This window comes from Pseudomonadota bacterium (genome assembly GCA_037200975.1).
Classification (GTDB): Bacteria; Pseudomonadota; Gammaproteobacteria; order Steroidobacterales; family Steroidobacteraceae; genus CADEED01.
This window is the reverse complement of record JBBCGI010000001.1, coordinates 2586964-2601164: the sequence shown is the minus strand read 5'-3', so window position 1 is coordinate 2601164 and position 14201 is coordinate 2586964. Positions and strand designations below refer to the sequence as shown.

Sequence of the window (14201 nt, the reverse complement as noted above, 5' to 3'; positions counted from 1 at the left end):
CCTCACCTTTCCGGGCCCTCGTCCCGGGTTGTTAGCAGCTCACCACACTCGCGTGGGGCCGCCTAGCTGTCCCGGTTCCGCGACAGCAATTCGACCATCTGCCGGTCGATCCAGTTGCCGTCGCGCAGGCCTTCGATGAAGCCGCAGTGGCCACCGTGGGCGGTCGTGACGATTTCCAGACGGGGCGCGCGCGCCAGCCGGTTCAGATCATTCGCCGCGATGATCGGGTCGTCGAGCGACGTGAACACAGTGGCTGGAGCCGTGAGAGTTGTCAGACGATCGCCCGTGATGGCGTAGCCCGCGAGATACTCCTCGAGGGACGGATACTCGGTGTGACGCAGAACCATCTGCCGCGTCATCTCGCGCAGGCTCTTGAGTCGCAACATCTCTTCGAAATCATAGAGGTCGGGCCAGGCCAGTTGTTTGCGACCGAGCGAGCGGCCCCACTTGAGGATGAAGTAACGCTCGTAGATGGAGAGGCCCTGCTCGAGCGTGTCGATGGTGATGGCCGGATCGAGCACGGGCGAGATGGCGATGACGCGCTCGATCGGCAGTTGCCGCCCCTCGCGATGCGCGGCCACCCGCAGCATGAAATTGCCGCCGAGCGAGAAACCCGCCAGCACCATCGGCATGGGGAAACGCCGCGCCAGCGCCTGCACCGCCCCGACGACTTCAGGCAGGCGGCAGGAATGAAACAGTTCGCGATTGAGGTGATGCGTGGCGCCGTGATCGCGCAGGTTGAGGCGCACGACTTCGAGTCCCTGCTCGAACAGCGTCTGCGCCAGCGACAGCTGGTACTGCGATTCGGCGCTGCCCTCCCAGCCGTGCAACAGCACCGCCACTTTTTTCCCGGGCTCGCGGCCGCGTCTGGCGGGGCTCGAATGAAAGGCCTGGAGCGTGACGCCATCGCCGCAGTCGAGCAGCAGCTCTTCGCTCGCGGCGCGCACCGGGATCGCGCGCCGCTCGACGCGTGCGCGGCGCGCCGGCCAGTTCGGCAGGATGGTCTGGAAATGCCGGCCGCGCAGCCAGCGCGGTGGGGAAAACGTGTCGCCGGGCGCGTCCGTCACTTCGCCTGGATGGGCTGCGGTTCGGCGGTGGCCGCGGGCGCGCTCGAAGCCGCGGGCGCCGGCTGTGTCTCTGCCGCGGGCGCGACCACGGCCGGTGCCGGCGTATGGACGGCAACCGCCGCGGGCGGGGCCGCCACCACGCTGCCGTTCGCGGGGACCAGCTCGACGGCAGCAGAGCTCGCGCTGGCGGCATCGGGCGCATCGGCGGCGGGCACGACGGCATTCTCGTCGACCGGCTCCGCGGCCGGCGGCGGACTAACTACTACCGGGCGGGCGCGCAGCGTTTCGACTTCCGCATACGCGGCATCGAGATCGGTATGCAGCGCGGCGATCTCGGCACCCTGGTTCCACCACAGGTACGACATCACCGCGGCACCCGCGAGCGCGAGCACCGCGAACGACCAGCCGAAAACCGCGGCGGTGCGCCGCTCGGGCACGAGCGTCGGCATGTCGAGATCGGGCGAGCGCGTGGCGGGCAGCAACGCGGACAGGTCGCCCTGCAACCGCTCCGAATGGGAGTCGAACGTCGCGCCGATATAGCTGCGCAGCGCGGCAATTTCCTTCTGCAGCGAGTTGTCGAGCGCCGCACGGATCTCGAGCGTCATCCGCGGCAACAGCTGCGAGAACTGCGAGGAGTCGTCGGGGCCGGCGGCGGCGGTGTCGCTGGGCGCCGGCGTAGGCTCGGCCGGCGGTTTGTCGTGCACGAGGATCGTCGATTCGTTGGCGGGCGTCAGATCCCCGGCGCGGGACAACGCGCGGAATGTAGTTTGCTCGCCGCCGCGGCGGTCGGCGACCAGGCGCAGCTGATAGAGCATCTTGGTGACGTCGGCCTGCTTGATCTGCTTGGGCAACACGCCTTCGGCACCGAGCGCGCGCGCCTGGCCGAGATACAGGTCCCCTTCCTGCGAGGTGTACATGAGGATGGGAATGGTCGAGGTGCGCGGATTGTTCTTGATCGATTGCACGGCCTGGAAGCCGTCCATGCCCGGCATCATGTGATCCATGAAGATCACGTCGGGTTTGTTGCGCGTGAGGTAGTCGATGGCGGCCTCCGCGGACTCCGCGGCGTCGACGGCGATCTCGTGACGCTCGAGAATTCGCGACAGGAACGCGCGCGCGGACTTCGAATCGTCCACGACCAAGGCTCGCTTGGCAGACATCAGTACTCCTCCCCAATTCAACGGATCGGCGGAACACATCAGCGGATTTATGGAAAGTTTAGCGTCATCGCGCGCGGGATGCGCGCGTTCCACCCGGCGACACCCCACTTTTTTTCAGTTGGGATTCGTGACTCGCAGGAAAACCGTAAACTTTTTCGGCACTGTCGCATCGGCGTTTGTCGCAGATATCGCGGTCGCGCGCCGCGGACACGGTTCGCGCATGGTACGCACCCGACGCGAAACGCGACCGCGCTTTCGAACCTGCCAGCATCAGCGCACCGAAAACGGGCGCACGGGCACGCAGGGGAATGGCGCGAGTTGAAGTGCGAAATGTCAGGGGCGCGTGACAAGGAATCCGACACCGCCAACCGCGCGGCGAACTACCGGATATCAGATGTCCTCGAGCACTCCACGACCTGTGTGATCCAGCGCACGAATGACGAATTTTCCGGCGCCACCGCGCGCAATCCTGCAAATCGCGAGTCGCATACTCGCGCTGTCGAAGTTTCCTGCGATGGCGAAGGTAAGTGCGTCGAGCAGGTGACAGTGGATCGACGGCCCTGAAATTTTTGGGCAAAGTCGATCGGGGTCTTGGTGCGAGCCACCCCAACCGCTGCGAGATGTGCTTCATCCCGCAGCATTCTTCGGAGCTACGGCTCCACGCGCGACGGGGTCCGGAACGGGCCCCGTCCGTTCACTCGAACCGATTCCTGCGCCTCCGCGATGACCCGTTCGTAGAACGAGATCAACCGCCGCGCCATCGCGTGCGAGGCCCAGGATTCGGCGTGAGCGCGCAATTGCGCGCGGCGCGGATCATCCTGCTTCAGCGCCAGCGCGTTCACTACTTGCTGCGCGAACACCTGTTCCTCTTCGGGAACGACGAAGGCGCCGCACCCGGGCGTGAGTATCGAGCGCGTGCCGAGTTCCGCGGTCGAGACGACCGGCGTGCCCTGCGCCATCGCCTCGAGCAGCACCAATCCTTGTGTCTCGGTGCGCGAAGCAAACACGAACGCATCGCCCGCCGCATAACAATTCGGCAGGTCGGTGCGGCGATCGAGATAACCGATGAAACGCGTCGACTCGGCGACCCCGAGCTCGCGCGCGAGTTTCACCAGGTGTTCACGCGCCGGGCCTTCTCCCGCGATGACGAACAATGCGTCGGGGCGTTGCGCGCGCAGTTTCACGAACATGCGCAGCAGGAAATCGATGTTCTTCTCGAATGCCACGCGGCCGACGTACAGCAGCAGCGGCTGAGCGGCCGGCAGATCGAACTGCTGGCGAAACTTCGCGCCGTCGCCGCGTAGCAGCGTTTCCGCCGGCAAGCCGGTCGGCAACACTTCGATCGGGGTGTTCACGCCGTAGGCGAGCAATGCATCGCGCATCGGGGCGCTCGGCGAGATCAATGCGGCGACGTCATCGCACTGGGACAACGTGAAGCGGCGCGCGAGGAAGCGGCCGATGCGACGCGGCAGCACGGGCACGTAGTGGTGCAGGTAGTCTTCGAAGAAGGTGTGATACGTCGCGACCACCGGCAAGCCGTACTGGCGCGCGAACCGCACACCGGCGTAGTGGGCGATGAACGGTGTATGGATGTGCACCAGATCCGTCTGCGCCGCGAGATCTGCATTCAGCGCGCGTTTGAGCGGGCCGCCGAGAAAACGCCGGTCTTCGGGATCGCGCGGCACGCCGCCCGAAGGGACGCGAATGATGCCGGGCTCGGTATCCGCGGGCGCACCCGGATATTCAGGGATGACCAGTCTGGTTTCGACACCCGCCTGCGCGAGATCGCCGCGAAACGTGCGGATCGAAGTGGAGACGCCGTTGACTCGCGGAAAATAGACGTCCGAGACGAACGTGACCCGCATCGTCAGGTGAACGACGCGCCGATCGCGCCGCTCGCCACGCCTAACAAGGCGCCGACCAGCACGTCGGTGGGATAGTGCAGTCCCAGCACGACACGCGACGCGGCGATCGCCAGTGCCAGCGGTATCAATGCCGGCGCGAGTTCCGGAAACGCGGCGCAGGCCTGCCAGGTAAAAGCGGCGGCGTGCAACGTGTGGCCAGACGGGAAGCTGTAACGATCGAGCGGCGCGCCGGCGAGCGAAATGCCCGCGTGACGGATGAACGGCCGTTCGCGCACGAAGGTGCGTTTGAGGAGTTTGTACACCGCAAGACCGACCGCGCTGGTCGCCAGCATGATCAAGGCGACCTTGAAGCCGCGCTCGCCGTACATGAGGGGCAGCACCGCCATCAGGATGTACCAGATGACGCCGTCGCCGAGCCGGCTGGCGGCCATGAAGAACACTCGCACCGAGCGGTGTTGCACTCCGCGGTTGAGACGGCGGCAGAACCGGTATTCGGCGGCGTCGAATCGTTCGAGCAGCGAGATAGGGGTAGCCATGGGACAGGCAGTCTCGGCCGGGCACAAGGCAGCGCAATGACGGGAGTGTTAAGGAATTGTTGCCAAGTACCTGAAATCGTTAAATGGGAAGCCCTTCGGGGCATTCGGCCTTCCGGCAGGGGCACGGGCGGGGCCGGCGCTACAATCGCGCCCCATGTCGCGGCACGCCCACTACCGGTACCTGGCTCTGACCGGCGCCTTGTCATTGATGAGTCTCGCGCCGGTGGCGCGGGCGGTAGACGCCATCGTGCTCGAAGTTCGTGAACTCACCGTGGCGGGTATTCCGGTGGCCGGCGCGAGCGTGCGCCTCGACCTGCTCGCCGACCAACAAACCAGCCTGACTGTGAAAGCCCAGGCGGCGACGCTGCCCGATCCGGTGGGCAGGCTCACCAATCTTTCGCTGACCTGTGCGCGGCCCGTGATCGCGGATCCGAGATTCGGCTGCGCCGCGGGCCGGTTCACCGGCCGGGGTGGCCCGACCGGCGTGCTCGACATGAATATCTCGGCCGAGCTGCGCGCCGACACCGGCGTCACCACCTTCAGCGGCCGCGATTTCAAGGTGGCCGGAACTGCCGCGGCCTTCGAAGGGCAGATGGACGACAAGGGCTGGCAGGTGAAGGGGCGAACGGGCACGACGACCCTGCCGGCGCTGCGCAAGTTCGCGAAGCCGTGGATCGAGATTCCGGCCGACCTCACGATCGACGGGAAGGTCAGTCTCGAAATGGCGGCCGCGGATTCGGGCTCGGGCGTGGTGGCGGATATCGACGCGAAACTCGAAGGCGTGGACCTCACCAACGAGGCCAGCACCATCGTCGGCGAGAAGGTCAACGCCACCGCCCGCCTGCGCGCGACGTTGCACGACGCATCGACCGGTCTCGACGTGTACCTCACGGGCACGCAGGGGCAGACTTTGTTAGGGCCGGTGCTGCTCGATCTTTCGAAGAACCCGCTGGTGCTCGAGCTGCGCGGCACGCTCGCCGGCGACGTGCTCGCCATCGACGCGTTGCACTACACGCAGACGGAGCTCATCGACGTGAGCGGCGCCGGCCGGGTGAATCTCGCTGGTGAAACGCCTTCGTTCAGCGGGGATTTCAAGCTCGCGAAACTGCAGTTTCCGGCCGCGTACACCAGCTTCATGCAGATCACCCTGGCGTCGAGCCTGCTCGGCGATCTCGCGAGCGAGGGCGGCTTGAGCGGCGAAGTCAGCGTCGCCGACAACGCGGTCACGTCGTTGCACGTGTTGCCGCGAGACCTGGAGTTACACGACAAAAAGGGCCGGCTCGATCTGTCGAAGGTCAACGGAGACGTGTACTGGGCGCCGGCCGGCGGTGTCGAGGCGCGCGCCTCGAAACTCTCGTGGGCGTCGGGTGGCGCCTATGGCCTGTCGGGCGCCGGCGCCGAACTCGAGTTCATCGCCTACGGCATGAACTTCGCGCTGACCCGTCCCACCAAACTACCCATTTTCGACGGGGCGCTCGCGATCGACCATTTCGTCATGGGCAATCTCGGCGCAGACAACATGGAGGTCGCGTTCAAGGGTGCGGTCGAGCCGATCAGCATGCAGAAGCTTGCCAAGGCGTTCGGCTGGCCGGAATTTTCCGGCACCCTGGCTGCCGCCATTCCTGGCGTAACGCTGAAGAACAACATGCTGACGTTCGACGGCAACGTCGAATCGCAGGTGTTCGGCGGCAGCATCGTCGGCAGCAACATCCGGCTGCAGGATCCGCTCGGCAACTTTCCGCAATTTTTCGCCGACGTGCGCGCGCGCGATCTGGACCTGGGCCTCGTGACGCAGACCTTCGAGGTGGGCAGCATCACCGGCAAACTCGAGGCCGACGTACTGGGGCTCGAGTTGTTTGCCTGGACGCCGCAGAAATTCGACGCGCGGCTCGCGACTCCCAAGGGCGACAAATCGCGGCATCGCATCAGCGCGAAGGCCGTGAGCAGTTTGTCGAACGTGGGCGGCGGCGGTGGCGGCGTGGTGCAGGCGCTGCAATCGGGCGTGCTCAAGTTCTTCGATGAATACACCTACGACAAACTCGGCATCACCTGCAAACTGCGCGGCGATGTGTGCGAGATGTCCGGCATCGAGCCGGCGGGAGCGGGGTACTACATCGTCAAGGGCGCGGGGATTCCGCGCATCGACATCGTCGGCAACGCCGGGCGGGTCAACTGGAACCAGCTCATGTCGTCGATCAGCACGACGGAATTCGGCGATGCGAGCGTGCAATGACCCGGATGGACTCGGCGCGCGTTCGGGCCAATAATCGCGCGCACATTTGACGTATGACGCGTTCAGGGCGCATTCATCGATCCGCCCCGATCATGTCCGCCAGGGAAAATAAGGAGATCTCAATGCGACGTGTATTGCCCTTGAAAATTGCGCTGGCGACGATGCTGATCGCCGCGTGTGTCACCATCAACGTCTACTTCCCGGCCGCCGCCGCCGACAAGGCCGCGGACCAGGTGATCAAGGACATCACCGGCGCCAGCACCACGCCGCCCACCGGTTTCTACGTGCCCGCGCACGCCGAGCCTAACTTCCTCGTGGCGGCGCTCGGCTCCGCGCTCGACACGCTGGTGCCTGCCGCGCAGGCGCAGGGTGCCGAAGCGCTCAACGTGAGCTCGCCGGCCATCACGCGGATCACTGCGTCCATGGGGCAGCGTTTCGGCGAACTGCGCAAGTTCTTCGAGAGCGGCGCCATCGGCCTCACGAAGGACGGCAACGTCGACGTGCGCGACCTGAACGCGGTCGGCCTCGCGGACCGTGCCACGGCCAAGCGGCTGGTTTCCGAAGACAACGCCGACCGCGCGCAGCTGTACGCGGAGATCGCCAAGGCCAACAACCACCCCGAGTGGGAAGCCGACATCCGCAAGAGCTTCGCCAAGCGCTGGGTGGCGACCGGCGCGCAGCCGGGCTGGTATTACCAGGACGACAGCGGCGCCTGGAAGCAGAAGTAACTAGTTAGATGATGGAGACCGGGCCCGAACCGCGACGCGGCTCGGGCCCTGTTTTTTTCCGGCGACGCAGCGTCATCGTCGCCGCGGTCGTGCTGGCGCTGTTCGTCATCGGGCCGTTGATCGCGACCTGGGCCATCCAGCGCTACGTCACCTTTCCCCGCCCGCCCGGCAGCGCGTGGAATCCGCAGGCCCGGGCCGAGAACGGCGGCGAGTTGCTGTGGCTGGATGCGGACGGTGCGCGGGTCGAGGCCTGGTATCTGCCACCCACCGCAGGTCCGGCCGCGACGCCGCTCATCATCTATGCACACGGCAATGCGGAACTCATCGACATGCGCGCCGGCGATTTCGCGACGCTGCGCGCGGCCGGCATCGGAGTCCTGCAGGTCGAATATCCAGGATACGGCAGATCTGCCGGATCGCCCTCCGAGGAAAGTCTGATCGCGGCGCTGGTCGCGGCCTACGACTGGGCCGCGCATGATGCCCGCGTCGATGCGCGGCGCATCGTGGGATATGGCCGTTCGCTGGGCGGCGGCGCGATCGCGCAACTCGCCGCGCGGCGCCCGCTCGCGGCTTTGGTGTTCGAATCCACGTTCTACAACTTCGACGATGTGGTGATGGCGTACGGCGTGCCGCGCTGGTTGCTCATCAATCACTTCGATACCGGCGCGGTGGTGCGGCAATATCCGGGGCCCGTACTGCTCCTGCACGGCACACGCGATCGGGTATTTCCGAGCGAGGATGCGGAGAAGCTGGCGGAGGCCTCGGGACACGCGACCCTTCACCTGGACGCCTGCGGTCACAACGATTGCCCGCGGCACTGGGAACTGGTCCGCAGATTCCTCGCGCAGAACGGGGTATGTAGGAAACCTGATCCGGAGATTCCCCATGAAGACATCAGCGTTTGTTAGCGGATTCGTATTCCTCGCCTCGTCGGCGTTGCTGGGCGGTTGCGGACTCGCGGAGACCAGCGCCGTGGCGGTGAGCCAGGCCGAGTCGGCCGCCGAGCAGGCGAAGCAGGGCAAGGAAATGGAAGCCAAGGTGCAGCGCGACATCGAGGCAGCGCAGAAAGCTGCCGCGGATCAACGTGCTGCGGCCGAAGAACAGAGCCAGTAGCGGGAGACAGCAAAAAGGGGACAGATCTATTTATTGACCACTGCCAGCGACGCGGCGCAGTCCTGGGCAATAAATAGATCTGTCCCCTTTTTGCTGTCTCCCTTTTTCGCTACTCGCGCATGCCGGTGCCGCGGTTCATGAAGAACACCGCGGTGGCAAACAACACGACGGCCGACGCCAGCATGATCGCGAACGCGGCGTAGACATTCACGTCGCTGGTACCGAGGAAGCCGTAGCGGAATGCGTTCACCATGTGCAGGATGGGGTTCGCGTACGACACGTGCTGCGCCCACTCCGGCAACAGCGTGATGGAATAAAACACGCCGCCGAAATACGTGAGCGGAGTCAGCACGAACGTGGGGATCCAGTTCACCTGGTCGAAATTCTTGGCGAACATCGCGTTGAGGAAGCCGCCCAGCGAGAAGACGACGGACGTCAGCACGACGGCGCCCACGATCACCAGCGCATGATGCACGTGCAGGTTGGTGAAGATCAGCGACACGATCGTGACGGCGGCGCCCACCAGCAGGCCTCTGACCAGCCCGCCGCCGACATACCCCAGCACGATGATCCAGTTGGGCAGCGGCGCCACCAACATCTCTTCGACGTGTTTGCCGAACTTCGCGCCGAAGAACGACGACACGACGTTGCCGTACGAATTGGTGATGACGGCCATCATGATGAGCCCGGGCGCGATGTACTGCATGTACGGCACGCCATCCATGAGCCCGACGCGTTTGCCGATCAAACTACCGAAGATCACGAAGTACAGCGCCGAGGTGACCGCGGACGGCACGATGGTCTGGGCCCAGATGCGGATGATGCGGCCGTACTCACGGATGACGATGGTCTTGAGGCCGGTCCACTGCGCGGCGCCCAGGGCCCTGGGAGAATCGGCCTTGGGTGAATCCGCCGGCGGCACCGCTTCGGCAGCGTCGGTACTCATGGGGCTGCCACGCCGCCGGGCTTGCGCTCGACCAGTTTCATGAACAGCTCCTCGAGCCGGTTGACCTTGTTGCGCATCGAAAGCACGCCGATGCCCTGCGCAGTCAGGCTCGCGAACACTTCGTTGAGGCTCTGTTCCTTGGAAACCTCCACCTCGAGCGTGTGCTCGTCGATGAGATCGAATTCATAACCGGCGAGCAGCGGCACGCTGCTCACGGCTTCACGCAGGTTGAGCACGAACGTCTCCGCCTGCAATTTGCGCAGCAGGCTCGACATGCGATCGCGCTCCGCGATCAATCCGCCATTGATGATGGCGATGTTCCGGCAAAGGGTTTCGGCTTCTTCCAGATAGTGGGTAGTCAGGATGATCGTAGTGCCGCGGGCATTGATCTCGCGCAGAAAGTCCCACATCGAGCGCCGGATTTCGATGTCCACGCCGGCGGTGGGTTCGTCGAGGATCAACAGGCGCGGCTCGTGCACCAGCGCCCGCGCGATCATCAGGCGGCGCTTCATGCCACCCGACAAGCCGCGCGCCATCTTGTTGCGCTTGTCGTCGAGCTGCAGAAGCGCCAGATATTTTTCCGCCCGCTCGCGCGCCAGCCGGCGTTCGATGCCATAGAAGCCGGCCTGGTTCGTCAGGATGGTCAGCGGGGTTTCGAACTGGTTGAAATTCAGTTCCTGCGGAACGATGCCGATGCAGGCCTTCGCCGCCTCGAGCTCGCGATCGAGATCGTGACCGAACACGCTGACACTGCCCGCGGACTTGTTGACGAGCGAGGTGAGGATGCCGATCAGCGTGGTCTTGCCCGCGCCGTTGGGCCCCAACAGCGCGAAGAAATCGCCCTGCTCGACATCGAGGTCTATGCCCTTGAGCGCGTGGACGCCGTTCTTGTAGGTCTTGGTCAGGCCGCGAATCGACAATGCATACATGGTGCCGGGAGCTTGAGCGTTCACGGCACGAATTCTATCGTCCAAAGGAGAGAGGTCCATCGGAGAGATTCCCATACGGGACTAGCCCCGGGCGAAAGACCTTCACTTCGGAACGGCTTCGTCCATGACGGGCTTGAAGACGCCCTCCCAGAACGGCGCCTGCGGATTCTCGCCGCAGCGCTCCGCGGATTCCTTCAGCGCCTTGAGCGCCACCTTCCAGACTTTCACATCGACGTAGTCGCCCGCTTCGGTACGTGCGGCGGCGTACATCGTCGTGGCGATGCGCGGCATGAATTCGGAGGCGGCCGCGGAGGCGGCTTCCTCGCGGATCAGATCCCACTCCCAGACGAAATCGGCGCAGCGCATTTTCCCGATGCGCGCCTTCTCCTTGTCGGTGAGCTGGGGATCCGGCTTCGCGGCCACCGGTTTGGGCTCGTCGCCGGTGGAGGACCGCAACTCGACTTTCATGGCGATACTGGCTTCGACAGGTTTGCCGGCGGCGTCGATCGCGGGCCTGAAACGCGCGCTCTGCAGAACCTTCGTGAGCTGCGGTTCGAGCCCGGCATCGGCGGTGTTCTCCGTGACTTCCACCGCACGCACCCGGCCGTCTTCACCGACGCGCACATTGGCCAGCATCTGGCCGGCGAGTTTCCGGCTGCCTACATTGACCTTCGCGGTGGAAGCCGCGGCAATGACCTGCGGATCGGCGGGACCGGTCTGGCCCAGGGCCGCGAGGGGAACCAGAAGCGAGACGAGAGATACCACTGCACGGACAGTCGAAAACATGTGTGAGCTGACTCCGTTACGTCGGTAGTTGGTTCGCCAACAACGGCCGGCACCCGCCTTTTGGCGGATGCCGGCCCTGATATGTTGTTAGAAGCCGCGGGTGGCGCGCAGCGCCCGCTGCGCGTCCACGAATCCGAATCCGGTATCGAAATCGAATCCGCCGGCATTATCGACCCGTTGCGGCCCGATGTCGCCCCCGAAATTACGCAACTTCAAATCATCCGCCGTCAGGCGAATGGCCCAGTAGATGGCGTCCGGATCGAGATTTCGGGGCCCAATGAAGCGCTTGCGATCGGCGATGTCGCGCGCCCGCTGATCCAGAATGAGCGCGGCGACTGCCGCGACGTGTGGCGCGGCGGCCGAAGTTCCGAAGAAGTTCGGATAACCATCGGGCTCCGTCGAACCAGGCACTTCGAAATCCATGTCGAAATAGAAAAAAGAAGTGTTACCGCCATCCGGCCCGGTGACTCCGGGTTTTATGCGCACCTCGGGCACGCCCAGGCGGCGGCCGTTCTTGCCGAAGAACACCGGCGTGCCGCCAGCTGATGAGAATGAGTTGAGGCAGGCCGGCAAACACTGCGGGCGTAACGGGCTGCCCCACTCCTGTGTCTGGTACCAGGCGGCCGCACCGACCGCTTCGGCACCCGCGGCGTTGGCGTGGCCATATACGGTGCCGCTGGCGGTGTCGTATTCGTCGACCGTGAACACGCCGGCGTCGAGATCGAACCACACGTACTTGATGTAGTTAGGCACCGGACCCTCGTACAGCTCCACGCCGATCTGCACGGTGATGTCCAGTTCCGAGAAGTTCACCATGATCGGTGTCTCGACCGCGTCCACGCCGACGTTGGCATCGAAGCCCGGGATCTGGCAGACGAGCTGCTCCGGGTCGTCCGTGCAGATCTCGAACGGCTCGCCGTTGGCATCGTAGAACCACACATCGATGTCGCTCTGCGCGCCGCGTTTGCCGTTGGCGGAAAGCGATGGCTGGTCCCACTGCAACGAGAGCAACGTGGCGCTGAAAGCGGAAGCGGTGGCGCTCTGCAGGCCGTCAACCTTGCGGCGTCCGGTGGCGAAATCGTGACGCCGGCCCGACAAGCCCTCTTCCGCGGACAGGCGGAAGGGTGACTCGTACGAGAGGCGCGCGTCGTTGCCGGCGGCGGAGAAATACGCGACGCCTTTCTTGTAAACGTCGTCCACCGCCTGCGCGATGATGCCGTCCTCGAACATGGGCTCGGCGTAGTAAATGATGTCGTCGACGATCACCTTCGAGCCCGCCTTCGCCAGCGCGCGAATGCCCGCGGCGAAATCTTCCTGGCTGACGAACGCCGTGTAAAATGCGAGCGGCGCGCCCGGCGCCACGTCGTGGATGATCTGCATCATCGCGCGGCCTTCGTCGGAACAGTCGCTGCTCGGTGCGGTTTCGAGATCCTTGAGCAGCAGCACGTCGCGCGGCAGATCGCCGCGGGCGATGTCCTGCGCGGCGCGCGTAAACGGCGCGCCTTCGTCGAAAGCGCCCGGTGCGCAGTCGTAGCTGTCGGACAACACACCGACCCGCACACCCTTCCCGGTGACACCGGAATCGCGCCGCGCGCGGTCGGCGCGCAGCGAACGGTCGCCCTGCGAAACGACACCGGTGTAGGTGCGGGCCATCGCCAGGGTGGGCCGCAGCGATTTGAGGCCGGCGGTTGCAGCCATGTCGCCCAGCGCCGCGATGGGGGCCCTGCCCGACACGGCCGTTTCATGCCGCGTCGCGTCCTTCAGGCCCTTGGCCACGAGTTGCACCTCGAGCGCGGCGAGGTCGTCGCCGTAAGCACTGACGGATACGTAGCCCTGGCTCGCACGCAGCGCGGGTAGTTTGCGAGTGAGGTTGCGGGTGACGTCCGAGACCGGAACGCGGCGCGCAGCCGCCCTTTGCAGGATCGCCAGGCTCGCGCCGAGGCGCGCTCCGTCGCCCGACTTTGCGGCGTTCTTCGCGGCAATGACCTGTTCACGGGTGGCGCCGACGGCGCCCATTGAAAACAACACGGCCACTGCGGCCAACGCCGCGATGGCTGACTTCTTGCTGATCATTTTGCTCCCCCGATATTTGAGTGGCAGGCTCCGCCCGCATCGTCCGAGACCGCTGATTCGCGAGATTTTCGTCCATGAATCCCGCATGAATTTTCAAGGAGCATGCGCCGCGAGGGATTCGGCCGCAAGGCGCTGGATCCCTCCGAGCAGCAGCTCGTGCAACCGTGTGTCGGCACCGATCGACGATGCGGACAGCAACGCGTTCCAGAACGCAATCTGGTTGGGCCAGCGCGGCCGCAATGCATCGGCGTTGCGTTCGGCGGCCGCTTCGAGGGCCGTGAGTGAACAGGCTGCCAGCGACTCGATGGCGGAAATGGTGGAGCCGAACACCAGGCAGGCCGCGCGCGGCCGGCTGCGCGCGAGGTGCCAGCCGTAGACCAGCATGCGCCGCGTGATGGAACGCGCCGCAGCGAGCTCGAAATAGGCCGGCTCGACGCGTTGCGCCTGGTCGTGCACCCCGCGGGTGCGTAGCTCGAGCCAGCGCGGCGCCGATGCGAAGCCGGCATCGAAAAGGCTGAATGGCGCGGCAGACAGGCGCCGCACGGCCTGTGCCGACAACGCAGCCCATGAGCCGCGCAGCGCCACCAGCAATGGTGGCGCCACCTCCGCTACGCCCAGGTCGGCGGCGCGCATCACCAACAGCCCGAGGCATTCGGCGTTCAGTTCCGCCAATGGCGCCGGATCGACTCCCTGTGAAGGCAACCAATGCCGCCCATCGTCGCGGCCCGGTTGACCTGACCGACTAACCATTGTCATTCCTCCCTG

The 14201-nt window shown here is 65.2% G+C and carries 13 protein-coding genes; 4 read left to right on the top strand and 9 right to left on the bottom strand.

Translation table 11 applies throughout. The features are described from left to right. Positions 1-62: 62 nt before the first annotated feature. The 4 genes from WDO72_11735 to WDO72_11720 all read right to left on the bottom strand — a co-directional run bounded on the left by WDO72_11735 (position 63) and on the right by WDO72_11720 (position 4628). Entirely contained in the window at positions 63-1067 is a 1005-nt protein-coding gene (locus WDO72_11735) for an alpha/beta fold hydrolase (protein MEJ0086349.1), read from the bottom strand. Continuing rightward, positions 1064-2227 carry a response regulator gene (locus tag WDO72_11730; GenBank protein MEJ0086348.1) on the bottom strand — a complete coding sequence of 388 codons (1164 nt, stop codon included), beginning with the start codon at positions 2225-2227 and terminating at the stop codon, positions 1064-1066. Before WDO72_11730 ends, WDO72_11735 begins: the two co-directional genes overlap by 4 nt. 650 nt (positions 2228-2877) lie before the next feature. Next, positions 2878-4092, bottom strand: coding sequence for a glycosyltransferase (locus WDO72_11725; GenBank protein ID MEJ0086347.1), 1215 nt, complete (start codon positions 4090-4092; stop codon positions 2878-2880). A gap of 2 nt (positions 4093-4094) precedes the next feature. Beyond that, complete coding sequence (locus WDO72_11720; GenBank protein ID MEJ0086346.1) at positions 4095-4628, bottom strand: phosphatase PAP2 family protein; 534 nt, start codon at positions 4626-4628, stop codon at positions 4095-4097. Between the two features lie 154 nt (positions 4629-4782). Between WDO72_11720 and WDO72_11715 the strand changes: the two genes are divergently transcribed. The 4 genes from WDO72_11715 (at position 4783) to WDO72_11700 (ending at position 8702) form a co-directional block, all read left to right on the top strand. Beyond that, the gene (locus tag WDO72_11715; GenBank protein MEJ0086345.1) at positions 4783-6861 is read left to right on the top strand and encodes a hypothetical protein; all 2079 of its coding nucleotides are present in this window, start codon (positions 4783-4785) and stop codon (positions 6859-6861) included. Positions 6862-6983: 122 nt separating this feature from the next. Further along, complete coding sequence (locus WDO72_11710; GenBank protein MEJ0086344.1) at positions 6984-7589, top strand: DUF1318 domain-containing protein; 606 nt, start codon at positions 6984-6986, stop codon at positions 7587-7589. An 8-nt stretch (positions 7590-7597) separates the two neighbouring features. Next, positions 7598-8497, top strand: coding sequence for an alpha/beta hydrolase (locus WDO72_11705; protein MEJ0086343.1), 900 nt, complete (start codon positions 7598-7600; stop codon positions 8495-8497). Then, complete coding sequence (locus WDO72_11700; GenBank protein ID MEJ0086342.1) at positions 8475-8702, top strand: hypothetical protein; 228 nt, start codon at positions 8475-8477, stop codon at positions 8700-8702. The genes WDO72_11705 and WDO72_11700 overlap by 23 nt, the downstream gene beginning before the upstream one ends. A gap of 109 nt (positions 8703-8811) precedes the next feature. On the opposite strand, the gene WDO72_11695 is transcribed toward WDO72_11700, so the two are convergent. The 5 genes from WDO72_11695 to WDO72_11675 form a co-directional block, all read right to left on the bottom strand. Beyond that, the gene (locus WDO72_11695; protein MEJ0086341.1) at positions 8812-9648 is read right to left on the bottom strand and encodes an ABC transporter permease; all 837 of its coding nucleotides are present in this window, start codon (positions 9646-9648) and stop codon (positions 8812-8814) included. Further along, positions 9645-10577, bottom strand: coding sequence for an ABC transporter ATP-binding protein (locus tag WDO72_11690; protein ID MEJ0086340.1), 933 nt, complete (start codon positions 10575-10577; stop codon positions 9645-9647). Before WDO72_11690 ends, WDO72_11695 begins: the two co-directional genes overlap by 4 nt. A 102-nt stretch (positions 10578-10679) precedes the next feature. After that, positions 10680-11363, bottom strand: coding sequence for an energy transducer TonB (locus WDO72_11685; protein ID MEJ0086339.1), 684 nt, complete (start codon positions 11361-11363; stop codon positions 10680-10682). Positions 11364-11450: 87 nt separating this feature from the next. After that, positions 11451-13436, bottom strand: coding sequence for a S8 family serine peptidase (locus tag WDO72_11680; GenBank protein MEJ0086338.1), 1986 nt, complete (start codon positions 13434-13436; stop codon positions 11451-11453). Between the two features lie 93 nt (positions 13437-13529). Beyond that, positions 13530-14186: a hypothetical protein gene (locus WDO72_11675; protein MEJ0086337.1), complete on the bottom strand. Its 657-nt coding sequence runs from the start codon at positions 14184-14186 to the stop codon at positions 13530-13532. Positions 14187-14201: the final 15 nt, after the last annotated feature.